Consider the following 23439-nt stretch of genomic DNA (forward strand, 5'->3'; position numbering starts at 1 on the left):
CTGCACCCCCGGCGGGCCACCGCGTGTTGGCCGCACCGGTGACCCGCCAACGAGTATCGGGCGGGGCGGGCGTTTTTGCGGCGGCCGCCCCCCCCCCGGCGGCCGACCCCGGGCGGAGAAACGCCACCGACCTTCGGCGAGACCGCCGCGCAGTTCAACCAGCTGCAGTCGCTGTTCGCCCAGGCCTGCCGGGCGACGCCGGAGATCGCCGCCGATCCGCAGGCCTGGCGCTCGCGGCTGGCCGCCACCCTGCGCTGCTACCAGCTGGCGGCGCTGCTGCAAGCGGACGAGGACGATAGCGACGATCGCCTGCTACTGTCGCAGGCGGTACTGCAGCTGAAGAGCGCCCTTAGCGAGGGGCCGTTTGACGGCGCCATTTCCCCCCAGGCGCTCAGCGGCCGCGGCGCCAATCGCGCCGTTCTGCAGGAGATGGCTGCCCTTCTGCAGCAGCTGGCCCAGGGTGAGCCGGTGGCCCTGCCGCAGGGCGAGGTGGAAAAACCGCCTCTGCTGGCGCCGGACGCCTGGCGCAACCCGGCTTATCTCCATTTTGCGCTCAAGACCCTGCTGGCGACGCTAATCTGCTATGTCTTCTATACCGCTGCCGACTGGCAGGGGCTGCACACCATTATGCTGAGCTGCGTGATCGTTGCCCAGCCCGGGCTGGGCGCCACGATGCAGAAGACGTGGCTGCGCATCGGCGGCGCGCTGCTCGCCACTCTGCTGGCGCTGCTGTTAATCGTCTTTGTCCAGCCCTGGACCGACTCGCTGTCGGGGCTGCTGGCGATGTCCCTGCCGGTGCTGGCGCTGGCGGCCTGGATTGCCGCCGGCTCGGAGCGTATCGCCTACGCCGGGATCCAGATTGGTTTCACTTTTGCGCTGGCCTTCCTCAGCTGGTTTGGTCCGCTGACAAATCTCACCGAGCTGCGGGACCGGGTGCTGGGCATCCTGCTTGGGGTGCTGGTCTCCTCCATTGTCCATTTGTATCTCTGGCCGGACAGCGAAGCGCCGCAGCTGAAATCGCGCCTCGCCGGACTCTATCGCCGGCTGGCGGACTGCCTCGCCGCCCCGCACGATGCGGTGCCGCTGGCCCCTCTGTTTGTCGCCTTCACAGACAGCGAAGCGCTGATCCATCGGGTTCGCGCCGAACCGCTGGGTACGTATGCCCACCCCTGGCCCCAGGCGAAAGACTGGCCGATGCGCGCCACCCTCGCCCGGGCCGAGGAGATCGCCCGCCTCAGCGAAGGGTACCGGCTCAACGCCGCGCCGGGAGACCCGACCCTGACCCGCTGCGCCGAACAGCTGCGGCGCTACGCCGAACGTATCGAACAGGAGGCGACAGCACCTGCCGAGCAGCTGGCCGCCGACCTGACTAACCCCTTTGGCCCGGCGCTGGCCGCCGCGCTGGCCGCCCTGCCCGACTGGGGCCCGACACCGATAGCGACTGAGCAACAGGCTAAAACGTCATGATGATCCTTCCTTTCTCCGCGCGGCTGCGCGGCACTCTCCTTACCCTGACGCTGACGCTGCTCAGCGGCTGCACGCTGATCCAGGACGAGCCAGCCCAGGTCGCCATCGTCAATCCGCAGCAGGCCCAGCTGGCGCAGGTGATCCACCTGGCGAATAGCGACTGGCCGGCAGCCCGCTGGTGGGAGGCCTATGAGGATCCTCAGCTCAATATGCTGATCAACCGGGCGCTGCAGAACTCGCCGACCATGCAGGCCGCCCGTCTGCGCATCTCTCAGTCGCAGTCCACGGTGGAACTCGCCCAGTCGGCGATGGGCCTGCAGGCCACCGCCGTCGCGGCGCAAAACCGCCTGCGGATCACCGACAAATCCTTTAGCTGGCCCTACTCCTACTCCCTGCCGGTGGATAAGAACGGTCCCTGGTATACGCTGAACACCGTTGGCGTCGGGGCGCAGCTGAATATCGATCTCTGGGGAGCCGATCGCGCCCGGGTTGCCGCCGCCATTGGCGAGAAAAACGCCCGGCTGGCTGAGACCGCCGGCATTGAGCTCGACATCGCCAGCAGCGTGGCGCAGCTCTATTTCGCCATGCAGGCGACGTTCCAGAAAATCGCGCTGCTGCAGGACCTGGAAGGCATTGCCCAGTTCTCGGTGGCGGCCCACGAGCACCGGACCCAACGCGGCGTGGAAGACAGCGTGGATGTGGCCAACGCCCAGGCCGAGCAGCTCGCCGCCCGCCAGCAGATCATCAGCGCCGAGGGGACGCTGACCCAGTATCGTGAAACCCTGCGGGCGCTGATCGGCGCCGATGCGCAGAGCATGCCGGCCATCCATCCGGTGGCGCTGCCTGCGCTCCAGGAGACGCTGCCATCGTCGCTCTCTTTCGAGCTGCTGGCCCGCCGCCCGGACCTGCAGGCGCTGCGCGGGTATGTGACCGCCTCCCTGAGCCAGGTCGATGCGGCGAAAGCGGCGTTTTATCCCCATTTTGATATCAAAGCGTTCTGGGGTTATAACGCCCTGAGCGTCGGGGATCTGTTTAAGTCCTCTTTCCAGCAGATCAACTTGCTGCCTGGGCTCTATCTGCCGATCTTCGACGGCGGTCGTCTGAACGCCAATCTGCAGTCGGTGCGCACCGCCAGCAATATTCTGATCAAACAGTACAACCAGGCGGTGCTGGACGCGGTTCGCGATGTCGCCATCAGCTCCAGCCAGCTTAACGACCTGAATCAGCAGCGCGCGCTGCAGCAGCTGAAGGTCACCGCGGCGCAGACCACCACCGACAGCGCTCGCGCCCATTATCAGCGCGGCCTGCTCAGCCGCTACGCCGCCGAAGAGGCCCGGCGGGCGGTCCTTGCCCAGCAGCTGTTGCTGCTGGATATTGAGGCCCGGCGGTTGAGCACCGACATTACCCTGATCAAAGCCCTGGGCGGCGGCTACCGCGGCCAGTAACAAAAATGCCTTCCCCGGTGGGGAAGGCATTAAACCGTCTTCAGGGATTGCCCGGCGGCGCTGCGCTTGCGCGGGCCTACGGCCAACCGCATAGCGGTTTGATATTGTCCTCTTTCGTAGGCCGGGTAAGGCGAAAGCCGCCACCCGGCAGAAATACGGGCACAATAATAAACAGGTTTGTGATCAGCCAGAATGCCTTCCCCGGTGGGGAAGGCATTAAACCGTCTTCAGGGATTGCCCGGCGGCGCTGCGCTTGCGCGGGCCTACGGCCAACCGCATAGCGGGTTGATATTGCCGTCTTTCGTAGGCCGGGTAAGGCGAAGGCCGCCACCCGGCAGTAATGCGGGCACAATAATGAAACAGGTTTGTCATCAGCCAGAATGCCTTCCCCGGTGGGGAAGGCATTAAACAGAAGATGCGGGGTTAATGCGCGGCGATTACACCAGGGCGCGCAGTTCTTCCCGCATGTAGGTGGAAAAGAATTCCGGATGCTTAATCACCAGCCGTTCGCCGGCGGCGACCCGTTCAGCCCACTCCGCCACTTTGTCGGTAAACCCGGCGCTCCAGCCTTGCTGCTGACCGCGCTCAGCGACGTCTGCCGGGCTGGCTGGCACGCCCAGCTCTTTCAAATATTTGAGAATTCCCTTCGCGGTACTTTCATCCATAGACTGTGGTACTGGCTCAGACGTATTCATACCACCAATGAAATCCAATGCTTTATCAATGACTGCTGGCATAGGTGTGTCCTTATATTAACCACATAGTAAACCTGACTACACTATGGACCGGAAAGCGACGTGATTTCAAAGAACACGCTCACGTTATGGGACATCGCGCATTCAGAAAAGGGGATTTTGCACTGCCGGGGCGGGGGTTGGACAAAAAACAAGCCGGTCCCGCGGGACCGGCCTGGGGATCGCGTCAGGCGTTGCTGACGGATTTTTGCGCGCCGCTGGACTGACTGTTCTCCAGCATCCGGCGGACCGGGACAATCAGCACGGCCAGCACGGCGGCGCAGATCAGCAGCGCGATGGAGCAGCGGGCGAAGAGATCCGGCAGCAGCGACAGCTGATCGGCCTTCACGTGACCGCCAATCAGGCCCGCCGCCAGGTTACCCAGCGCGCTGGCGCAGAACCACAGCCCCATCATCTGGCCGCGCATTCTCTCCGGCGCCAGCAGGGTCATGGTCGCCAGGCCAATCGGGCTCAGGCACAGTTCGCCGAGCGTCAGCATCAGGATGCTGCCCACCAGCCACAGCGGCGACACACCGGCCCCGCCGTTGTTCAGGACGTTCTGCGCCGCCAGCATCATCAGGCCAAAGCCCGCCGCCGCGCACAGGATGCCAATGACGAATTTGGTCATGCTGCCCGGACGAACGTTTTTACGCGCCAGCGCTGGCCACGCCCAGCTGAATACCGGGGCGAGGAGAATGATAAATAAGGCGTTAATCGACTGGAACCAGACCGCGGGGATCTCAAAATCGCCGATCATCCGGTTGGTATAGTCGTTAGCAAACAGGTTGAATGAGGTCGGTTTCTGTTCAAATGCCGACCAGAAAAAGGCCGCCGAGACCAGCAAAATAAAGCACACCAGCAGGCGCGCCCGCTCTTTCCGTTTCAGGCCGGCGAAGACGAACAGCCAGATGAAATAGAGCGCTACGGAAGCGGCAATCACATAGACCAGCACGCTGGCCACCGCCACCGGGTTAATCACGATCGTGCCCAGGCTAATGAGCGTGACCAGCACAGCCACTCCCAGCGCCAGCGCCAGCAGCCACGCCCCAACGCCATTCTTTTTCGCCACCGGGCTGTTCCAGGTGGAATCGAGGCCGACCTCTGCGTCATAGCGCTTCATCGACGGCACGGCAAAGACACGGAAAATGATCAGCGCCACCAGCATCCCGATCCCCCCGATGCCGAAGCCCCAGTGCCAGCCATGGGATTTAATCAGCCAGCCGGAGATCAAAGGCGCGATAAACGAGCCGATGTTGATCCCCATGTAGAACAGCGAGAAACCGCCGTCGCGGCGCGCGTCGCCTTTTTTATACAGAGTGCCGACCATCACCGAGATACAGGTTTTAAACAACCCGGAACCGAGGACGATAAACATCAGGCCGATAAAGAACAGGTCGTTGCCCAGCCATGCCGACAGGGCGATCGACAGGTGCCCGAGGGCGATCAGAATCGAGCCGTACCAGACAGCGCGCTGCTGGCCAAGCCAGTTATCCGCCAGCCAGCCGCCCGGCAGCGCGGCCAGATACATACTGCCGGCAAAAATCCCGACGATCGCCGAGGCATTCTCCCGCGCCAGCCCCATTCCGCCGTCATAAACCGTCGCCGCCATAAACAGGATCAGTAAGGGGCGGATGCCGTAAAACGAGAAGCGCTCCCACATTTCGGTGAAGAACAGGGAGCCCAGCGGATAAGGATGGCCGAAAAAGGTACGGCTTTCGTTTTTATTAACAGAGGAATGCATAAATTCTCCAGATAAGGTGCACCGCAGCGCAAGTTAACCGTATAAAGCGGGCTGACGATTTATAATTTGTTTGTCTTAACATCAGGAACGAGCATTTTTAACCATTTGATAACCATACAGTGGTTTTGTCCAGCCCCTTACCTTCCCTTTTTAGATGAAAAGTCGACAAACATCTAGTTTTATAGATTTAATGTTCGCAAAAGCGCAAACGGCGTTGACATTATGCCATTGTAAAGAATACATAATTTTATTTATTAAAAACAGTAAGTTGATTGAGTAACCAAGGACAAAAACCGTCGGTGCAGGCAGGGCATATAACGACAGGAAAAGTAAGGGAAACGGGCCTGAGGAGGCAGAAATAGCGCTAAGGGAGAATATTGTTCAGCCATCCAGGTGCTTCACACCCGGAGAGCCTCCCGCGAGGCAGGATGCACATGGCTTGCCGGCTGCTACAGCCGGCGCCATTTTGCGCGCTATTTCACACGCTGCCCCGTCCGATCAATGACGCGCTCACCGTCTTCCTTCACGAAGGCGCCTTTTTGCGGCGCCGTCAGGATCTCCAGCACCACCTCTGACGGGCGGCAGAGCCGGGTGCCCCGCGGCGTCACCACGATCGGACGGTTGATCAGGATCGGATGCTGGAGCATAAAGTCGATTAACTGGTCATCTGTAAACCGGTCTTCCGCCAGGCCCAGCGCATCGTAGGGTTCGACGTTTTGCCGCAGCAGCGCCCGCACCGGGATCGCCATCGCGGCGATCAGCTGGCGCAGCTCATCGCGCGACGGCGGCGTCTCCAGATAATAAATAATGGTGGGCTCAGCGCCGCTGTTGCGGATCAGCGCCAGGGTATTACGCGAGGTGCCGCATTCAGGGTTATGGTAAATGGTGATGCTCATAGCACGTTCTCATGGCTGATTGAAGGAAAGACGCAGCGCCAGCGCGGCCAGCGTTACCAGCAGCACCGGCAGGGTCATGATGATGCCGCAGCGGAAATAATACCCCCAACCGATGGTAATGTGCTTCTGCGTCAGCACATGCAGCCAGAGCAGCGTGGCCAGGCTACCAATCGGCGTGATTTTGGGCCCCAGATCGCAGCCGATAACGTTGGCATATATCATGGCCTCTTTGATCGTCCCTGTTGCCGCGCTGCCATCAATCGACAAGGCGCCGACCAGCACGCTGGGCATATTATTCATGATCGAAGAGAGGAAGGCCGACAGGATACCGGTGCCCAGCGTTGCGGCCCAGAGCCCGCGCTCCGCCAGCATGTTCAGCACCGTGGTCAGATAATCCGTTAATCCGGCGTTTCGCAGGCCATACACCACCAGATACATCCCCAGCGAGAAGATCACAATCTGCCATGGGGCGCCGCGCAGCACCTTGCCAGTGTTTATCACCCGCCCGCGCTTCGCGACAGCAAACAGGATCCCCGCTCCCGGCGCCGCGATGGCGCTGACCGGGATCCCCAGCGGGTCAAGAACGAAAAAGCCGACCAGCAACAGCAGCAGCACGCCCCAGCCGGTGCGGAACGTCGCCGTATCTTTTATCGCCGTGGCCGGCGCTTTCAGTAACGCCATATCCCAGGCCGGCGGGATATCCTTGCGAAAGAACAGGTGCAGCATCGCCAGGGTGGAGAGGATCGCCGCGAGATCGACCGGCACCATCACCGAAGCGTACTCCCTGAAGCCAATGGCAAAGAAATCTGCCGAAACGATATTCACCAGATTCGACACCACCAGCGGCAGGCTGGCGGTATCGGCAATAAACCCGGCTGCCATGACAAAGGCCAGCATCGTTCCCTTACTGAAACCCAGCGCCCGCAGCATGGCAATTACGATGGGCGTGAGGATCAGCGCCGCGCCGTCGTTGGCAAACAGCGCCGCCACCGCCGCACCGAGCAGGATAATCCAGGTAAACAGCAGACGACCCCGCCCTCTTCCCCAGCGTGAAACGTGTAGCGCGGCCCATTCAAAAAAGCCGGACTCGTCGAGCAGCAGGCTGATAATGATCACGGCGATAAACGTGGCGGTGGCATTCCAGACGATATGCCACACCACCGGGATATCGGCTATCTGTACTCCACCGGTGACCAGCGCCAGCGCCGCGCCAAAGGCCGCGCTCCAGCCGATCCCTAACCCCCGCGGCTGCCAGATCACCAGCACCAGGGTCAGGACAAAAATCACACCTGCCAGCAACATCGTTCCCCCACCAATCACATTCGAAAAATCATATATGTTAAGATAAATTTTTTACCGACAACCCGGCTCGTCAGTCAGTCTGCTGACCATCAGCCGCACATCGTCCTGCTGACTTAGCCAGGCCTGCTCAATCACCTGAGCCGCCCAGGCCGGCATCTGCGGAGAGAGGCGATAATGGACCCACTTACCCTGTTTTCGATCCAGCAGCAGCCCGCTCTCCCGCAGCATTGCCAGATGGCGGGAGATCTTGGGCTGGGACTGGGCGAGCGCCGTACAGAGATCGCACACGCACAGCTCTCCCCGCGCCTTGAGCAACAGCACGATCCCCAGCCGGGTTTCATCGGCGAGGTTTTTGAACAGTTGCAGGGGCAATAAAGACATGGTTTCTCCTCAAGCGTGACGGACAGCATACGGGACCACGAACAAAGATCAATATGCATTCGAAAAAACATATGTGTTTTCACAACCGCAATAAATCTCCATACCGTTGCAACATGTGCCTCCTGCTCAATAGCACGCAAAAATGCCGCGTTTTCTTTTAACCATCATCGAAATATGTCAGGCTGAAGATCCCATCGGATTGACAGGGTTTTCAGGATGAGTACGATTTATGTGGTTGTTTTAACGTATATAAAACCGCTCGAAGAGATTGACAGCGCGATCCCCGCCCACGTCGAATGGCTCAAAAAAGGCTATGCTGACGGCCTCTTTCTCACCTCCGGCCGCCGTATTCCCCGCACCGGCGGGGTGATTCTGGCGACATGCGACAGCCGGGAAATTCTGGAAGCGCGTCTGAGCCAGGATCCCTTCCAGCAGCTGGGTCTCGCCCATACGGAGATTATCCCCTTTGAGGCCAGCATGGCGTCCCCCGCACTGCAGTCGCTGTTATAAGCCTGTCCCGGAGGAAACATGCAGCCATCCTTTCACTGGATCAATGAACCTGCCGAGTGGCGCCGCGATGCCGACGGCCTGACGGTGGTCACCGATAAGCATACCGATTTCTGGCGTCATACCTGGTATGGCTTCAAGCGCTTCTCCGGCCATCTTTATGCCGCTGAGGTGGAGGGCGATTTTACCCTGCAGGCAAAAATCTGTGCGGATTTCACCACGCTTTACGACCAGGCCGGGCTGATGATGATGGCGGACGAGCAGACCTGGCTGAAGGCGGGGATTGAGTTTAATGACGATGCCCCGGCCATCGGCAGCGTGCTGACGCTAACCCATTCCGACTGGGCCACCGGGCTTTTCCCCGGCGACCCGCGCACCTTCTGGCTGCGGCTGACCCGCAAGGGCGATGCGTTAAGGCTGCAGTATTCGACCGACGGCGAGCGCTGGCCGCTGCTGCGGCTCGGCTACTTTCCACCAGGCCCGGTGAAAGCCGGCGTCATGTGCTGCTCACCGGAGCGCGGCGGACTGGCGGTTGCCTTTTTGGATATTCAACTTTCCCCACCGCTGGACAAAGCGCTGCACGATCTGAGCTGAACGCTAGTGGGAAGACCCGACTTTCTCTGCATCCTGGGGGCCAGGATTGCAGGGTTCGCGGGTGCCGGGCAGGTAAAAATGGCCGTGCTTATCGGGATCGGTGCCGCCCGGGCACCCTGCCCGCCCCGAGGAATTATCGCTACTGCCGCCGTCCGAACCGTTGCCGCCGTCGGCGCCCGATATTACCGACTGGCCGTGATGACCATGCGCTGCAGTGGCTGAAAACGCCACCAGCGCGAACACACAGACCATTAAGCGTCTGCCCATTGCTGCCTCTCCCTTAGTGAAATTCCCCGCCCATCGCGTTGACGATGGGATAAGCCGTTGCACCGCGATAAAAAACCGCCTTATCCGCATGGAGTATAGGGTTAAGGCAGAGGGAAAGACAGGGCCGGCGCCTTCAGACATTTCGCACGCAAAATAGCCTTTATGCCGCGGTATGCGCTATCAGAAAATCAATCAGGGCTTTCACTCTTTCGGACGCTGACATTCACGCGGTCTCCCCGGCGCTGGCACGCTTTGGCCGTGAAGCGATTACCAACGACCTCTGGCAACGTGACGCCCTGTCTGCCCGCGACCGCAGCATCGTGACTGTGGCCATGCTGATTGCCCGCAACCAGCCAGGCGAGCTAAAGCACTATATTGAAGTCGCTCTCGATAGCGGCGTGACGCCAGCGGAAGTATCAGAGATCATTACCCATCTGGCGTTCTACTCAGGTTGGCCCAATGCGATGTCAGCCGTCAGGGTGACCAAAGCGATCTTTGCAGCCCGCGGCATCACGACAGAGGCCCTGCCCGCCGCCTCGCCAACGCTGCTGCCTCTCAATGAACAGGTAGAGAAACAGCGTGCAGAGACCGTGGAGAAAAATGTCGGTCCCATTTCGCCTGGCCTGGTTAAATTTACCGCCGACCCGCTGTTTCTCGACCTCTGGCAACGGCCCGTGCTTACGCCCCGCGACAGAAGTCTGGTGACGGTCAGCGCGTTAATCGCCGCCGGACAGAGCGCGCAGATTGGCTACCACCTAAACAGGGCCATGGATAATGGGCTTTCGGCTGAAGAGGCCGGAGAAGTGGTCGCCCAGGCAGCGTTCTACGCGGGATGGCCAAATGCGTTTACCGCCGCCCCGGTGGTCGGTGAAGTGTTGCGATCGCGCGAGAGCAAAGCTGAATAAAAAAGGATAAAGGACAGGAAAGCTGTCCTTTATTTATCGTTAATAGTTAGCTTAAAGGTAGCACGAGGGCTTTCGATTAAATCTCGCGGAAAGGACATAAACGGTCTATCGACGCGTGGAGACTTCGATCGTGAGTCTGTTCACATCGCTCATTGAGAAAATTTCCGTTCCGTATGCCGTCATGAGTCTCATCCTTTGAAAGCAGCGATCCCTGTGGTGAGACGGTAGCGCGGACATGTCTATTTGGTCAGAGATGGACATCTCAATTTAGCTTCTACACCGCTACTTCGCTTAATGTTTTATCTTAAATATCAATTAATTGTATTATTAATTTAACATAAGTTGATGTTATAGCAATCGCTATACAGGCTCCTTAGTCATGACTGACCTGGCCACACCGCATATGGCAAGAATTTGCGCTCTCAGCCAGCGGTGACCGGGATCGCGTTCCATTCTTGGGTGCCACATCTGCGATATCGTAATACGACGGCTTTTGAACGGCAGCTCGAAAACGTGTACCTGGCCCGTTACCTGCTGATTGAGTAAATAGAGTGCGGGTATCATGGCGATAAGATCCGATTCCAGCGCCACGGACAGTGCTGTCGGAAATCCCGGTACAACGCTCGCAATTTTACGTTTTGTCCCCAGTTCGGCCAGCGCATCGTCAACGGATCCGTGCAACGCGCCCTCGGGTGACGCTACCACATGACCCCAGGCGACATAATCACCCACGCCTATTTCTGCCTGCTTAGCCAGCGGGTGCCCTTTACGCACGACGCCAACAAACCGATCCTCAAACAGTCGTTGCAGCCGTATTTCTGGCCCCATATTACTCTGAACTCCAATCTCCAGATCAACCAGCCCTTCCCGAAGATAGCGCGACGTTTTTTCCGGCTTAGGCGCGAAGCGTATACAGACATCCGGCGCGGCGTCGGCAACCGCTGCGATGAGCGCAGGCCCAAACGCCACCACAAAACCATCGTTTGCCCTGATGGTAAAAAGACGCGCCAGACTTCGCGCGCAGAACGTTTCAGTTGAGGGCTGCAATACCGCCCTGGCATCGTGCACTGCACGCCTGGCGCGATCCCGGGTCGCTTCGGCCCACGGGGTCAGTACCATGTTACGCCCGGCGCGCACCAGGATCGGGTCTCCTGTGACATCGCGTAACCTGCTTAATGTCCGGCTCATGGCTGAGGTGCTGAGGTTCAGACGACGTGCCGCACCTGCGACACTCGCTTCACTCAGCAATATGTCGAGTGCTACCAGCAAATTAAAATCAGGATCAGACATTCCCCTTTCTCCCAGCACATTAAGATAAGGCGTTTGATGCAACAATAAAGTGAAAATAGTGCGCCTTCCGCCCGGTAAAAGCCATCTTTATAGTTTTGTCATCCATACACTCTTCTCAGAGGACAAATGATGACGCTCTTTTCCAGCCAACCCGGCGACGAAGGACTGCCTGGCCCGGCGCGCGCACGGGTGATGGCCGCAATAATGACCACCACCTTAATGGGCGTGTTTGATGGCACCATGATCAACATTGCCCTGCCCTCAATGGCTCAGGATTTGCAGGTACCTGCCGGTATTGCCGTCTGGTTCGCCAACGGGTATCTGCTGGCGGCTGCGATGACGCTGGCGATATTCGCGGCGCTTGCGGCCCGTCTGGGTTATCGCCCCGTATTTCTGGCGGGCCTGACGACCTTTACCCTGACATCACTGGGTTGCGCGCTGGCGAATAAGCCCGAAGTGCTTATCGGTATGCGCGTGCTTCAGGGGATCGGCGGCGCGGCGACGCTGAGTATTGCCCCCGCAATACTCAGGTCCGTATTTCCCGGACGCTTACTTGGCCGCATTCTGGGGTTCCATGCCCTGCTCATTGCCTCCAGCTCCGCTATCGGCCCGGTATTGGGCGGTACGATCCTTCACACCCTGAGCTGGCAATGGCTGTTTGCGATAAACGTTCTTCCCGGCACCCTCGCCTTACTGCTGGCGGTCAGAGCGCTGCCGCGGGATGCGATCCGTATGCAGGCGCCCTTCGACACCGTGGGCGCCATATTGTCGGCGCTGCTGTTGGGTTCGACGATCATGGCGGCGAACAGCCTACAGAACGCTACTTCTCAATTCGGCAGCCTTTGCTGGATGGCTCTCGCTGCGCTGAGCGGCATGGCTTTTATCTGGCAAATCCGCCGTACGGGTCATCCCTTACTGCCGCCGAGCATGTTTAAAAATGAACGTTTTACCCTCGCGGCTTTCACGTCAATGGTTGCTTTTGTCAGCCAGGGGATCACCTTTATTGCGCTACCCTTCCTGTTTCAGAGCGAATACGGCTACAGTCCGGTAGTGTCTGCCCTGCTGTTTACGCCGTGGCCGTTAGGGATCGTGCTGATTGCGCCGCATGCAGGCCGTTGGGCGGACACGATATCAGCCCCGGCGATATCCACCCTGGGGCTGGTGATATTTGTCGTCGGTTTGATCCTGCTGGCGACGTTACCCGCCAGCCCTCCAATGTGGGATATCTGCCTGCGAAGTCTGGTGTGCGGAATAGGGTTTGGCTGCTTTCAGAGTCCCAATAACCGGGAAATGCTCTCAAACGTTATTCGTGAGCACGCGAGTTATGCGTCCGGAGTTTTATCCATTATGCGCACTTTCGGGCAGTGCCTGGGAGCCGCCGCCGTAGGCGTTCTGCTGGCAGCAGATGAAAGGTCAATTCATGTTGCGCTGTGGAGCGCCGCCGCGGCCTCTGCGGTATCGGTCGTCGTCAGCGCGAGCCGGTTGCGTAAAATCACTCATCCTGCGGAAACAGGATAAGTGCGAAAATATCACTAAACGCTACTACTCCAGCGCCAGCAGCGCAAAACGCCGATCCCGCAATCAAAGAGGAGTCCTCCGTCGGAGTTCAATAGACTAACAGAATGTTATAACTTCTTATTTATCAAGGGAAAATTGAGTTGGGTAGACTTCAGAAGACTTGAGTTTGGAGCGGGCGAAGGGAATCGAAGAGAAACGCCTAAGAACCGCTAAAGATCTCAACATTGGTAGTTGATAACGGGGATATTAGAGGAAAATCCCTATGTCGATCAAGTCTCAATCGTATCTTTACCCCACACCAGAGGGGGTTTGGATGTTCCAGATTTTTGTTCCCAAATACATGCGCCACATCTTCGGCGGGAAACGTCTGTACCGGAAGTCGACGGGAACTAAAGACCTCGCCACCGCTAAACACTTCCGTAATCACATGCTCATCGAGTGGAAGGCCCTTAAAGAGCAGTATTGCCCCGATACAGAAGAGAGGCGCATAAACAACGCAATCCTTGAGCTACGTGCTCAAACAGTAATGAAATCTCCCCTCCAGGCTATCCCTACGTTGATTGAAATTCGTGATCGATATGCTGAACAGTACAAAGACCGGCGATCATTCTCAACTCTGGCAAAATCCGCGAGGAGCGTTGAGGTATTCCTAAAACATCTTGAGTGTGCAGATATCAAAATCACAAAGATCAGGCGATCACAGGTGGCTCTGTTTGCTATGCGGCATATCGAGAAGAAAGCCGATCAAACCGTTCAAAACTGGCTAACTTGTCTGGGAAGCCTTTATGAGTTTGCCAGGAGGGTGCATGACGATATTCCACCGGACAACCCTTTTCACGGTCATAACCTCGAAGCGAGAGCCAGTATTGTAAGCTATGAACCATTTGAGCCTGACCAGATGCAAAAGCTACTGGATGCAGCAGAGCCGGAGATCAGAAACATTATAATGATGGGACTGTTTTCAGGATGCCGCCTTGATGAACTGGCAAGCCTCAAGAAGTCAGAAATCAAAACGGTGGAAGGTGTACGCACGTTCTTCATTTCAAAGTCGAAGACTAAGGCTGGAATCCGACATGTGCCGATTCATTCCCGGTTATCTGCGATTGTCGATGAATACCTAAGCCACAATTACGGAGAATACCTGTTCCCACAGGCTAATAAGATTAACCGTGCTGACGGTAAAAAAGGCCCGTTTTACTCTCAAGCGTTCACGCGCTTACGCCGCCGAGTGTTGCCTACCGCTACAGATCGTCAATGCTTCCACAGCTTGCGGGGAATGTTTATCACCTGCTTAGACCGCGCCGGGGTTAGCGAGACCAGGATCGGCAGCATTACGGGCCACACAGAGCAGAAGGCGAAAACCGAAGCATTCCGTACCTACAGCCAGGGGGCGAGCATGAAGGAGTTAAAAGGGATTATCGAGTTGATACGCTATCCAGAAATAGAAAAAGGGGCGTAATGCCCCTTGCTTTTAGCCACCTGTAGATGATTGACCGCTATTTATTTGTAGCGTTAACGACCGTTCGAAACTGGCTGCTGACGCTCTGGCGTTGAAATCAATGTAATCGCTGAGTCTAGAAACATCACTTTGGATTGTCAGAGGCACTTCCGGCGCTACTGTTAGATTAAATACAGGATTCACCTGATAGCTCAGTGCCGGAGTTGATGGAAGAGCCATAGCGCCATCGCGGAGAGATTGCCCTGATAGGCTGTAGTTGTTTGCAGCCGTCCCTGTTGATGATGGTCCCATTCCTAAGAATGACATTACAGCCGGGCCAAAACTCTGCGTATCGACTCCTGTGTTTTCTTTAATCCATGCTGCCACAGTATCGGCTGAGCCGCCTACGGCCCCGTTATACAACTGCTGAGCCGCAGGTTGATTGTTATCACCACTAAACCATTCAGGGAACTTGGATTTTAGGTAATCGTTAATAGCCTGCACGCTCTGACTGATTTGCACTGTTGCACCTGTCACCTGTGTAGCCAGATTGCCTAATCCCTCTCCGAGGAGATGAGCGCTCTCGTTGAGATTCTTAGTGTTTTCAGTTAGTTGATCACCAGATTTTCCAAATCCATCCATAAACCCGGTAAACAGATTAATATCCAGGCCGTTTGTCAGAGCCGCCATTTTCGTGGTGAGGGTGCCGTATTCCATTATCTGCCTAATCTGCTCATCGTTGAGCGTCTGACCGCTCTCTTTAAGCTGGCGCAGCGTCTTGATAAACTCCGCACCGTTATTCATGAACATGTCAGTGTAGTGCATCAGGTCATCACCTAAACTCTCGATCAGCGTACCTATCTGAGCCTGGCTCATCCCTCTACGCTGCCCTTCATTTACTGTTGCCTGGATAAAATCGAGTGGGGAATCCTGGAATTTCCCGATCTGTTCCTTTGACCATCCAAATTTGTTCATGATGGCTGTAATACCACCATCTCCGCCCTTCCATTCGCCATTTTTCATCTGAGCATCGTTAACGGTCATAGCGAGACGTTCGCGGACATCTTTCATGTTATCGGTTGCCTTATCCACGTTAGCGGAATCAACGCCATGCTGTTGACCCCATGTCACCATTGTTTTTATCGCGTTAGGGTTGGTTTTTACACGTTCACTCATCCTGATCAGTTCGAGGTTTTCATCCCCTGTCTGTTTAATACGTGCAGCGAGGTTTCCTGCGGCAAACATGCTCCCAATTCCCGTTGCAGCACTCTGCAATCTGGCAATGCCGTATTCCTTACTATTAGGATCTTTGAACTTCTTCGCAGCCCCAACATAATTTGTTTTCTGTGCCTGAGCGGCTTTCTGTGCGGCTGCTGCTGCCCTGCGCTCCAGGGTGATGCGCTCACGAATTAGGGCATTCATTCGGGCGCTGGTAATTTGTCCCTGAGCAAAAGCCTCTGTTTGTTGACGGATGTAGCGGAGGGCTTCAAATTGAGCCTTAGGATCTAATCCATACTTACCTTTAATCCCGCCCAGCTGTAGCCCTGCATGACGGAGTTTTAGCTCTGCTGTCTCCTGGCGGCGCTGTAGCTGCTGCTGCGCTCTCAGATTGGCTTTTTCTTCCCTGGCTTTCTGTTTCTCAGCCGCACGCTGAGCTTTCATTTCGGCAGCATTACGAGGTTTATCGTTAAAACGAGCATCATCAGCCATCTGGCGTGCTTTCTGTCTACGCTGTTTCTGCTGCCGGAAGCGGATTTTAGGGTCTTGTATTTTCTGGAAATACTTATGCAGGTCATCAGCCGCTTTTTTTGCCTGTGCAATGCTGTTTTTATCGACCACAAATGTGACGGTATTTTTCAGAGTACTTACGTTCAGATCTAACGACATTATTCGCCTCCTTTAGCCAGGAGTTCTCTGATAGCTGTATCAACATCTTGTCCCCGGTGGATGCGCTGTCTTAGTGCGGGATACGAAATATCGAGCATCTCAGCCAGCGCTTTTATTCTAATCAGGTCTGTAGCGTTGTTGGCGTCAAGGAAAATGTGGAGGTCGTGTGATTTGAGTATTAATTTCATTTGGTTTTCTCCATAGAAAACAAAAAAGGCCCGAAAGGAACCCGTGGGATTTGCGCTCCCCTTTGTCGGAATCCCTCACAGGCCAATATTTTTATTTATTGTATTATTCAGTAACGCTGCCGAAAATAATCGCTTCGGGAATATTCACAATCGGGAGATAGCTACATTCCGTTGCTACGGCGGGGTATCCCCAACGCTGATCAACTGTAACGTATTGATGATACAGATTTGCATCTTTCCCTTGCGTTGCATGGCGAACGCCAATCCCGGCGTGCAGGACGTAGGCATTTGAGTTTTCAGACATAACAGGCAAGCTAACGAAGCCATCAACTCCGATTTTGTCAGTGATTAGGCTATAACCTGTCACATCGATCACGGTTACGCCGTTTAGCGTCCAGGTTTCAAAAGCTGGATTGGCGCCTTTAGTACGGGTGTAGAAGTTATCGCCTTGCTCAAGCGGCAGGGTATAGACCATGAAATCCTTCACGGATGGATGGTAACGTAGTGCTACGGCAGCCTTACCAGAGGCAAGGATCACTACGCCTTGTTTGGCCTGTGCCAGCCCTGAGCCTAGCTTCACATTCTGAATACGTCCGATTTCGCTCAGTTGCTGGAATACGTTAGCACTGGCGCTAATATCCATTGTATACGTGGTTTTGCTACCACCTGCGAGGAAATCTAAATCTCCCTGTCCTGCATATTGTGACTGCACACGGAGCCCTAATAGTGCCTCTACGAGGTCAACCTCTACAGTGTTACTCACCTGCGCGTATTGTGCATCGCTGAAATCATTGATAGCTAATGCAATCTGATCACCCTGATCCATAACACCACGCTGGCGATACTGCTCTAGGTCTCGACTACTCACCTCGTTCAGAGAATTTGTATATTTTTGCTGGTACAATACGGAGCTATATTCAGGACGTGAGGCAGAGTTCCAATCTGAATGTGCGTAGGGCATCTTTTCAGGTGCTACAAGATTTTTAATATCGGTAATCTTATCTAAAGCAATGCTGTTAACACTGTGATGTTCAATCTTGAACAATGATAGATTACTAACGATTTGGTTGATCTGGGTACTAAATGTGAATGGACTGGCAAAATCATACATATTGCCAGAAAAAATATCTGTGTATGCCATTATTATTATATTCCTATTAAGAGGTGCGTAGTGCTAAAGTGCCATAATCGGCAAATGTAAAACCCTTGTTTGCAAGAGCAATCAAAACCGCTGTTTCATCGAGATTACGGAGTTCAATCCCCGCTTTAGCGAGAATAACATGATGCGGGTCAGCGACTACGAAAGCTTTTTTACCTGCAAGCACTGGTTCTACCACTACGTATTCAATCACATCAACTGAGGTTGCAAGGTTGCCGTTACTATCGACCAAATCACCGACGATTAAGGAATCGGGGATTCCTGCATCTACGCGAATGAGTTTATCCTGAAGTACAGCATCTGAGGCATACGAAATTACTTTATATCGTGCATGGCTGTTATCACCATTCAGAGTTTGAAATGTTCCAAATTGCATTGGTTATTGTCCTTTTGCTAATTGTTTTAATAGTTCCTGAAGCCCTTTAGATGATTTATCATTCGTGGGCGTTTCAGCAGAAAACTTAGTGATTAACATATCCACCTCAGCTAGAGAAACATCTAACGATTTGGCAATAAATGTTTTCTGCTCTACGCTGAGATTTTTAAAATCGTCTTGCATTTTCTGGATTTTATGTTTTTGTGGTTCGTTCATTAGAAGCACGTAATGCCTCCTTTTTTATTTTTATAAAACACCTGTATTTACTTTCGTAAAAATAAATATAGCTATTTTAGATAGAAAAAAAGCCGGTCATTACCCCGGCTTTTACAGGAATCCCATTACGATAGCTCTTAGGAGGTGCATCTCGTAAAGGATGATTTTACATGCCAGCTATTAGCGAAATAAAATCACAGGGAAATAATAAATTTCCTTTTTCAAATACACTGAAAAGGAAGAGCAGCAGGGGGATCACCAATCCCTGCCGCTTTCCTTGAATCGCCACGGATAATCTAGACACTTCCGAGCCGTTGATAATACTGGTTTTCATATTCTGTCGGTGACATCTGATCGCTAGAACCATGCCGACGCTTACTGTTATAAAACATTTCGATGTAATCAAAAATATCACTGCGGGCTTCTTCCCGCGTTCCGTAGATCTTTTTCTTTATCCGTTCACGTTTCAACAACTGGAAAAAACTTTCTGCAACCGCATTATCATGGCAGTTACCGCGACGGCTCATGCTACCCTCCAGGCCGTGTGATTTCAGGAACGACTGCCACTCATGGCTTGTGTACTGACTGCCCTGATCCGAATGAACCAGCACCTGTTTTTCGGGATTACGCCGCCATACAGCCATCAGCAGTGCGTTCAGGATAATGTCCTTTGTCATCCGGGATTGCATGGACCAGCCGATAATTTTGCGTGAGAACAGATCAACAACAACGGCAAGATACAGCCAGCCTTCGTGGGTCCTGATGTAGGTTATGTCCGTTACCCAACGCTCATCAGGAGCATCCGGATTGAACTGTCGCTGGAGCCTGTTGGGTGACACGATACTGGCCTCGCCTTTACGTGCCCGCGGGCTTCGGTATCCGACCTGAGCCTTTATTCCGACACGTTTCATCAGTCTCCAGACTCTGTTTACTCCGCACTGTTGCCCGCTGTCACGCAGATCCAGATGGATTTTGCGATAACCATAGACGCATCCCGATTCCAGCCAGAACTGTTTAATCTGTCCTGTCAGTCTCAGGTCTGCCTGATGGCGTTGTGAATGCGGCTGCTGAAGCCAGGCGTAAAAACCACTGGGATGAACATCCAGCACCCGACAGAGCAGGCGAACAGGCCAGCAACAGGAGTTGTCACGGATAAAGGCGTACCTCAGTCGGACAGCTTTGCGAAGTACGCCGCAGCTTTTTTTAATATGTCCCGTTCGTCGGTAACCCGTTTCAGCTCTTTCTGGAGACGGCGGATCTCGGCCTGAGCATCTGACTGTTCTTTATTAGTGGAAGAATCCGGACCGTACTTCTTTATCCAGGCATAAAGGCTGTGGGTGGTGATATCGAGACGTGTTGCAACGCTGGCAACAGAATAACCGCGATCAACAACCTGTTTAACTGCTTCAGTTTTAAACTCTTCGGGATAACGCTTACCGCTCATGGGCACCTCTCTTTAAGCCATCTTAAATGACTCTGAGGTGTCTGTTAAACCCGTGGCGATTCACCTGGAGGAACACCCGAACAATAAATAACGGTGGAAATTACACCAGCAGTGCATTTCAAAAAGGATTTTTCAGGGGAGCTACATAAAATGTTACTTTTAAGTAACCCCATAACCTTATCTTACCATCAAAACCTTACTCTGTCAAGAGATTATTGACAAAATATTCAAAATCTGTTATTTGGGGGTAACGATTAGGAATATTCCTAACATAGGAACATTCCTGGCATAGGATTATTCCTAGTAGTTGGTGTTCGGTGCCAGTTCGAGCGCCATTTCGCACGTTTCTTCAATGCACGACAATAGCAGCAGCAGGGCATCAGAGATTTCCTCAGAAATACTATCTGCCTCATCCTGTGTTAGCGTGGAGTGTTCCTGGCTGGCTATACGGCTCGCTACGTCTCCAACATGCTCCAGCATTGCTTGCGCTAAATCTTGCGCTTTAATCGCCGCCATAACGCTTTCAGGCGTTCTGTCGCGTTGCATCAGGTTGACAAGACGCAGCATAGGGACAGCGTAGTTATCGTGGTATATCTGTAATACAGATTGTAGGGTGTTATAGGAGGTAGAAGTGGTCATTATTGATCCTTTAATTGTGTTATTGCTGTTTTGATTTTATTGCCTAGTACGATGAGAGGCGATTGCATAGTTAGCGATTTATCGAGAAGTTCCTCAAGCGCTGCTATTTTTTCTTCTTCACTCAGATAGGCGTCTTCTAAAATAAACTCGATTTCTCTCACCTGCCCCTGGCACCAGTTTAATAGGTTTTCGAATCGTCTAGTTTTTGTTGTTTCTTGGTGCATTTATTCACTTTCCTTATCGCCGTATACTGCGTCGAAGTCCTTCACCAGGTTATTGAGGCCATTAATCGATAAATACCCACAAAAGGACACATAGTCCTCAAAGGACATAACCTGCCACTTCTTCAAATCTGAACTATCGACGATGTATTCTTTTCGTTTACGAGGATTAAAATACACACCACCATCACAGGATGAGAGAATGTCATTTAATACTTCCTGCTCTTCCTCTGATAACGGAGGGCTATCATGTTCGATTATTTCTGTTTCCCAGTCCCCAGGGGTGGAGTTCCATAGCATAGAGAGGTGGGATAGTTCCCGAAACTCTTTTCTAGAGGCTAGGGATTTAGCGGGGGGTAATACTGTGGATTGTCGTTCAATACGTGCTAGTACGTTTCGTTCTCTTTTTCCCATTGTTATTTTTTTCCTTGTATGAGGAAAACATCCATGAATAGGGAACTGTTATGTAGATAAATAATGTCCAATAGAGCATAATGATCATAGATGTTTCCTGATTATTGTTATTTAGAAGATTTCTGATTAGAAGTTGGTGTAGATAAACTCTACAGAATCTGTTTCTATACGTTTTAGAGTGAATGAGAGATAATGAGATTCATCGTCTATCTCAATAACACCTAGATTTTGTAAGGCTCGCATCCAGAATAGACACCCCGAATGAGAAAGATTTGATTTTTCTTCGAGTTCTCCATAGCTAATCTCTGTTTTTCGTCCCTTCCAAAACCATAACAGGGAATAATACACTTGTTTCCCTGCATCATTTATCTGGATTTGGTTTGTGTTGTTCAGTTTTATGTATTGAATCATGTATTCCTCGCTAACTGTCGTTGTATTTGATCTGTTCTGATCTGGAGATAATCCAGAGCATAAGGATTAGTGAGTGCGCCCTGTGCCTTGAATAGTGCCAAATACGGGAGATCAAAATCTGTAAAGGTGGTAAACCGCTCTGCACCCTGATAATGTTTTAGATAAAACCAATCCTTCGTTTCATCACGTGGACTGCTAAACTCAAATGGAGAAACGGTTTGTTGTTTGGCGGGTGCTTTCTTTGGCGCTGGTTTCTTCGCGGGCTTTGGCTTCACTTTTTCCGGCGCTGGCGTTTCATCTTCCGGCAATTCATCAAGCTCGCACATAGGATCGATTTCCGGCACAGCTTGCTGCTTCTCTTCCTTCACCTCTGGCGCTACATCTTCTTTGACGTTACCAAATACGGGATGTTTTAAACAATCCACCCATTCTGGCGCTGCTCCTCTTTCCATCGCATTAATGTCACGTTCAAAGAGGAAGTTATCCGGCGTGAGCGGTAGTATTGTCCATTTATTAGACCGCCCTGACAGCGTGGCAACCACTAACCCGGCTTTCTTCAACTTTGCAACAATACGCGTTGCTGTTGATGAGCTAATACCAATACTGGCACCAAGCTGATCAATGTCGTCGTAGTAGGTTCCTCCTCGCTCATTTACAAAAAACTGGTGGCGGTGACGCATTCTTACGTAAAAGAGTTTATCAGCAGGGGATAGAGATTCTGTAATACCTGTCGTCAGATTGGTAATTCGCGTACACTCATTGAATGCGTCCTCAATCGGCACGTATTGGAACACATCAGTATTGATGTATTTTATTTTTGTCATAGAAATTTATTCCTTGTATGTAATCACGCTCGCGGCGCTACTAAGGTGATAATGGGATCACTTGCCCTTGTTAAGATTGGTTGCCTCTTTTTGCAGAACATTGAGGATGTATTCTGTAACTGTCACTCTCTGATTTCTCGCTTCCTTAAATAAGACTTGAAAGATTTCATCAGGTACGTGTAGGCAAGTGCGCGGTTGTTTCTTTTGGTTTTCGCTCATACTGTTTTCTCCTTGTTTATTACTCTGTGTCGTTTTCTGCTGCTTTTGCTGCATCGATAATACGTAGTGCTTCATCAAAAACTGCGGCTCTTTCTGGGTATCCACGGCGGCGGGCTGTATTTCGATTCATTCTAATCTGATAACGAGTGATTGCTCCTGTGTTAAACGCATTAACAACATCATCCGGCGTAAACCATTTCATAATTGATTTTCCTTATAAATAGAAAAACACCATTCAGCCAAAAGGCTAATAGTGCGTTGGATTGTTGATTTATTTGATAGATAGAGAAGAGGTTTTCTCTGTCCCTAATACTACTTTATCATGATTGAGTGCATTTGTCAACCCCCCTAGAGAAAATAAATTGATCATTTTCAATTAGTTATACTTTTGCTTTACCATTCGTGCTCTTTATAGAAAAAATTACTGATTGATGTCAATGTGAATTTGTGGTATGCACCTAAAGCCTCCTGTAACGCTCTGTAAGGCGCTCTGACGCCTTCAGGCTACCAGTGCACCACCTACCCTATTTAAAGCGCTCTACGGGCTTCCTGTGCGCCCTCTGGCACTTACTCCCGAAACAAATAGCACAACTACAGAGGGATAACGGTAGTTATCAAGATGGTAGTTAGCTGGTATTGGATTGAGGCTTAGTGAACCGTAGCACGGTGAGCTTTAGCCCTGCTGCTCTACCTTCGAGAATTAGCACAGGAAACTAACGACTAATAGGAGTTAGGTTAATGGGTTAATTGGAGTTAGGTAGAGTTAGCATGTAGACGATTACACGGTAGTGTAGTTGGGTACATGGTTACATACCGCGCACAGCGCAATAGCTATTGTGCCTCGTTTCACGAAGGCAAAAGCCTGGCACAAGTAAGAACGCTACGCTGTGTTATGCGCGGGTCGAACCGTAAGCCCCACGAGGGAGCGTAGGTGAGATTTCCCGGCGAGTAACACG

The 23439-nt window shown here is 53.2% G+C and carries 24 protein-coding genes and 2 pseudogenes; 7 read left to right on the forward strand and 19 right to left on the reverse strand.

Annotation, left to right across the window (positions count from 1 at the left end; genetic code table 11):
• Positions 1-114: 114 nt before the first annotated feature.
• Positions 115-1467 (forward strand): annotated as a pseudogene (locus AC6CWS_RS16525) (FUSC family protein); the annotation flags it as partial.
• Positions 1464-2912, forward strand: coding sequence for an MdtP family multidrug efflux transporter outer membrane subunit (locus tag AC6CWS_RS16530; RefSeq protein WP_065883794.1), 1449 nt, complete (start codon positions 1464-1466; stop codon positions 2910-2912). The pseudogene AC6CWS_RS16525 and the gene AC6CWS_RS16530, both read left to right, overlap by 4 nt.
• A 437-nt stretch (positions 2913-3349) precedes the next feature.
• Here AC6CWS_RS16530 and AC6CWS_RS16535 read toward each other — a convergent pair whose 3' ends face one another.
• The 5 genes from AC6CWS_RS16535 to AC6CWS_RS16555 form a co-directional block, all read right to left on the reverse strand.
• Complete coding sequence (locus AC6CWS_RS16535) at positions 3350-3649, reverse strand: DUF1889 family protein (RefSeq protein ID WP_004205347.1); 300 nt, start codon at positions 3647-3649, stop codon at positions 3350-3352.
• A 184-nt stretch (positions 3650-3833) separates the two neighbouring features.
• Positions 3834-5387, reverse strand: coding sequence for a peptide MFS transporter (locus AC6CWS_RS16540; RefSeq protein ID WP_065883796.1), 1554 nt, complete (start codon positions 5385-5387; stop codon positions 3834-3836).
• Between the two features lie 473 nt (positions 5388-5860).
• Positions 5861-6283 (reverse strand): glutaredoxin-dependent arsenate reductase, encoded by a 423-nt coding sequence (gene arsC / locus AC6CWS_RS16545; protein ID WP_032454017.1) that lies wholly within the window; start codon positions 6281-6283, stop codon positions 5861-5863.
• A 9-nt stretch (positions 6284-6292) separates the two neighbouring features.
• On the reverse strand, positions 6293-7585 hold the full coding sequence (locus tag AC6CWS_RS16550; RefSeq protein ID WP_065883798.1) for an arsenic transporter: 1293 nt from the start codon (positions 7583-7585) through the stop codon (positions 6293-6295).
• A gap of 51 nt (positions 7586-7636) precedes the next feature.
• Complete coding sequence (locus tag AC6CWS_RS16555; protein WP_065883800.1) at positions 7637-7966, reverse strand: metalloregulator ArsR/SmtB family transcription factor; 330 nt, start codon at positions 7964-7966, stop codon at positions 7637-7639.
• 216 nt (positions 7967-8182) lie between these two features.
• Here AC6CWS_RS16555 and AC6CWS_RS16560 point away from each other — a divergent pair, with 216 nt between their 5' ends.
• The gene (locus AC6CWS_RS16560; RefSeq protein ID WP_065883802.1) at positions 8183-8476 is read left to right on the forward strand and encodes a YciI family protein; all 294 of its coding nucleotides are present in this window, start codon (positions 8183-8185) and stop codon (positions 8474-8476) included.
• An 18-nt stretch (positions 8477-8494) separates the two neighbouring features.
• Positions 8495-9067 carry a DUF1349 domain-containing protein gene (locus tag AC6CWS_RS16565; protein WP_065883804.1) on the forward strand — a complete coding sequence of 191 codons (573 nt, stop codon included), beginning with the start codon at positions 8495-8497 and terminating at the stop codon, positions 9065-9067.
• Between the two features lie 3 nt (positions 9068-9070).
• Here AC6CWS_RS16565 and AC6CWS_RS16570 read toward each other — a convergent pair whose 3' ends face one another.
• Entirely contained in the window at positions 9071-9334 is a 264-nt protein-coding gene (locus AC6CWS_RS16570) for a hypothetical protein (protein ID WP_023290955.1), read from the reverse strand.
• Between the two features lie 203 nt (positions 9335-9537).
• Between AC6CWS_RS16570 and AC6CWS_RS16575 the strand changes: the two are divergent.
• Positions 9538-10239, forward strand: a pseudogene (locus AC6CWS_RS16575) (carboxymuconolactone decarboxylase family protein); the annotation flags it as partial.
• A 360-nt stretch (positions 10240-10599) separates the two neighbouring features.
• Here AC6CWS_RS16575 and AC6CWS_RS16580 read toward each other — a convergent pair.
• On the reverse strand, positions 10600-11529 hold the full coding sequence (locus AC6CWS_RS16580; RefSeq protein ID WP_065883808.1) for a LysR family transcriptional regulator: 930 nt from the start codon (positions 11527-11529) through the stop codon (positions 10600-10602).
• A gap of 129 nt (positions 11530-11658) precedes the next feature.
• Here AC6CWS_RS16580 and AC6CWS_RS16585 point away from each other — a divergent pair, with 129 nt between their 5' ends.
• On the forward strand, positions 11659-13047 hold the full coding sequence (locus AC6CWS_RS16585) for an MFS transporter (RefSeq protein WP_023290962.1): 1389 nt from the start codon (positions 11659-11661) through the stop codon (positions 13045-13047).
• Positions 13048-13309: 262 nt separating this feature from the next.
• Positions 13310-14506 carry a tyrosine-type recombinase/integrase gene (locus AC6CWS_RS16590; protein WP_038991525.1) on the forward strand — a complete coding sequence of 399 codons (1197 nt, stop codon included), beginning with the start codon at positions 13310-13312 and terminating at the stop codon, positions 14504-14506.
• Positions 14507-14518: 12 nt separating this feature from the next.
• Here AC6CWS_RS16590 and AC6CWS_RS16595 read toward each other — a convergent pair whose 3' ends face one another.
• The 12 genes from AC6CWS_RS16595 to AC6CWS_RS16650 form a co-directional block, all read right to left on the reverse strand.
• Positions 14519-16372 carry a hypothetical protein gene (locus AC6CWS_RS16595; protein ID WP_498256421.1) on the reverse strand — a complete coding sequence of 618 codons (1854 nt, stop codon included), beginning with the start codon at positions 16370-16372 and terminating at the stop codon, positions 14519-14521.
• On the reverse strand, positions 16372-16560 hold the full coding sequence (locus AC6CWS_RS16600) for a hypothetical protein (protein ID WP_498256422.1): 189 nt from the start codon (positions 16558-16560) through the stop codon (positions 16372-16374). The genes AC6CWS_RS16595 and AC6CWS_RS16600 overlap by 1 nt, the downstream gene beginning before the upstream one ends.
• A 103-nt stretch (positions 16561-16663) precedes the next feature.
• Positions 16664-17701 (reverse strand): major capsid protein, encoded by a 1038-nt coding sequence (locus AC6CWS_RS16605; protein WP_237186465.1) that lies wholly within the window; start codon positions 17699-17701, stop codon positions 16664-16666.
• Positions 17702-17717: 16 nt separating this feature from the next.
• The gene (locus tag AC6CWS_RS16610; RefSeq protein ID WP_023342169.1) at positions 17718-18095 is read right to left on the reverse strand and encodes a hypothetical protein; all 378 of its coding nucleotides are present in this window, start codon (positions 18093-18095) and stop codon (positions 17718-17720) included.
• A 3-nt stretch (positions 18096-18098) separates the two neighbouring features.
• Complete coding sequence (locus tag AC6CWS_RS16615) at positions 18099-18311, reverse strand: hypothetical protein (RefSeq protein ID WP_498256429.1); 213 nt, start codon at positions 18309-18311, stop codon at positions 18099-18101.
• Positions 18312-18607: 296 nt separating this feature from the next.
• Positions 18608-19755 (reverse strand): IS3 family transposase gene (locus AC6CWS_RS16620; RefSeq protein ID WP_098141133.1). Its coding sequence is split into 2 segments (ribosomal slippage): positions 18608-19506 and positions 19506-19755, totalling 1149 coding nucleotides; the frame shifts between segments, so codons are not numbered across the junction.
• Between the two features lie 300 nt (positions 19756-20055).
• On the reverse strand, positions 20056-20394 hold the full coding sequence (locus AC6CWS_RS16625) for a hypothetical protein (RefSeq protein ID WP_498256423.1): 339 nt from the start codon (positions 20392-20394) through the stop codon (positions 20056-20058).
• Positions 20394-20618 carry a hypothetical protein gene (locus AC6CWS_RS16630; RefSeq protein ID WP_498256424.1) on the reverse strand — a complete coding sequence of 75 codons (225 nt, stop codon included), beginning with the start codon at positions 20616-20618 and terminating at the stop codon, positions 20394-20396. Before AC6CWS_RS16630 ends, AC6CWS_RS16625 begins: the two co-directional genes overlap by 1 nt.
• Complete coding sequence (locus AC6CWS_RS16635; RefSeq protein WP_498256425.1) at positions 20619-21029, reverse strand: hypothetical protein; 411 nt, start codon at positions 21027-21029, stop codon at positions 20619-20621.
• Positions 21030-21436: 407 nt separating this feature from the next.
• Positions 21437-22264 carry an ArsR family transcriptional regulator gene (locus tag AC6CWS_RS16640; protein WP_498256426.1) on the reverse strand — a complete coding sequence of 276 codons (828 nt, stop codon included), beginning with the start codon at positions 22262-22264 and terminating at the stop codon, positions 21437-21439.
• A gap of 57 nt (positions 22265-22321) precedes the next feature.
• A complete protein-coding gene (locus AC6CWS_RS16645) occupies positions 22322-22483 on the reverse strand; it encodes a hypothetical protein (protein WP_165451294.1) in 162 nt (53 codons plus the stop codon).
• Positions 22484-22502: 19 nt separating this feature from the next.
• The gene (locus AC6CWS_RS16650) at positions 22503-22685 is read right to left on the reverse strand and encodes a hypothetical protein (RefSeq protein WP_072145365.1); all 183 of its coding nucleotides are present in this window, start codon (positions 22683-22685) and stop codon (positions 22503-22505) included.
• Between the last annotated feature and the right edge of the window lie 754 nt (positions 22686-23439).

The organism is Klebsiella sp. M041, from assembly GCF_059759695.1.

Coding starts and splice junctions, on each gene's coding strand:
- AC6CWS_RS16530 (WP_065883794.1), top strand. CDS start 1,464: ATGATGATCCTTCCTTTCTCCGCGCGGCTGCGCGGCACTCTCCTTACC.
- AC6CWS_RS16535 (WP_004205347.1), bottom strand. CDS start 3,649: ATGCCAGCAGTCATTGATAAAGCATTGGATTTCATTGGTGGTATGAAT.
- AC6CWS_RS16540 (WP_065883796.1), bottom strand. CDS start 5,387: ATGCATTCCTCTGTTAATAAAAACGAAAGCCGTACCTTTTTCGGCCAT.
- arsC (WP_032454017.1), bottom strand. CDS start 6,283: ATGAGCATCACCATTTACCATAACCCTGAATGCGGCACCTCGCGTAAT.
- AC6CWS_RS16550 (WP_065883798.1), bottom strand. CDS start 7,585: ATGTTGCTGGCAGGTGTGATTTTTGTCCTGACCCTGGTGCTGGTGATC.
- AC6CWS_RS16555 (WP_065883800.1), bottom strand. CDS start 7,966: ATGTCTTTATTGCCCCTGCAACTGTTCAAAAACCTCGCCGATGAAACC.
- AC6CWS_RS16560 (WP_065883802.1), top strand. CDS start 8,183: ATGAGTACGATTTATGTGGTTGTTTTAACGTATATAAAACCGCTCGAA.
- AC6CWS_RS16565 (WP_065883804.1), top strand. CDS start 8,495: ATGCAGCCATCCTTTCACTGGATCAATGAACCTGCCGAGTGGCGCCGC.
- AC6CWS_RS16570 (WP_023290955.1), bottom strand. CDS start 9,334: ATGGGCAGACGCTTAATGGTCTGTGTGTTCGCGCTGGTGGCGTTTTCA.
- AC6CWS_RS16580 (WP_065883808.1), bottom strand. CDS start 11,529: ATGTCTGATCCTGATTTTAATTTGCTGGTAGCACTCGACATATTGCTG.
- AC6CWS_RS16585 (WP_023290962.1), top strand. CDS start 11,659: ATGACGCTCTTTTCCAGCCAACCCGGCGACGAAGGACTGCCTGGCCCG.
- AC6CWS_RS16590 (WP_038991525.1), top strand. CDS start 13,310: ATGTCGATCAAGTCTCAATCGTATCTTTACCCCACACCAGAGGGGGTT.
- AC6CWS_RS16595 (WP_498256421.1), bottom strand. CDS start 16,372: ATGTCGTTAGATCTGAACGTAAGTACTCTGAAAAATACCGTCACATTT.
- AC6CWS_RS16600 (WP_498256422.1), bottom strand. CDS start 16,560: ATGAAATTAATACTCAAATCACACGACCTCCACATTTTCCTTGACGCC.
- AC6CWS_RS16605 (WP_237186465.1), bottom strand. CDS start 17,701: ATGGCATACACAGATATTTTTTCTGGCAATATGTATGATTTTGCCAGT.
- AC6CWS_RS16610 (WP_023342169.1), bottom strand. CDS start 18,095: ATGCAATTTGGAACATTTCAAACTCTGAATGGTGATAACAGCCATGCA.
- AC6CWS_RS16615 (WP_498256429.1), bottom strand. CDS start 18,311: ATGAACGAACCACAAAAACATAAAATCCAGAAAATGCAAGACGATTTT.
- AC6CWS_RS16625 (WP_498256423.1), bottom strand. CDS start 20,394: ATGACCACTTCTACCTCCTATAACACCCTACAATCTGTATTACAGATA.
- AC6CWS_RS16630 (WP_498256424.1), bottom strand. CDS start 20,618: ATGCACCAAGAAACAACAAAAACTAGACGATTCGAAAACCTATTAAAC.
- AC6CWS_RS16635 (WP_498256425.1), bottom strand. CDS start 21,029: ATGGGAAAAAGAGAACGAAACGTACTAGCACGTATTGAACGACAATCC.
- AC6CWS_RS16640 (WP_498256426.1), bottom strand. CDS start 22,264: ATGACAAAAATAAAATACATCAATACTGATGTGTTCCAATACGTGCCG.
- AC6CWS_RS16645 (WP_165451294.1), bottom strand. CDS start 22,483: ATGAGCGAAAACCAAAAGAAACAACCGCGCACTTGCCTACACGTACCT.
- AC6CWS_RS16650 (WP_072145365.1), bottom strand. CDS start 22,685: ATGAAATGGTTTACGCCGGATGATGTTGTTAATGCGTTTAACACAGGA.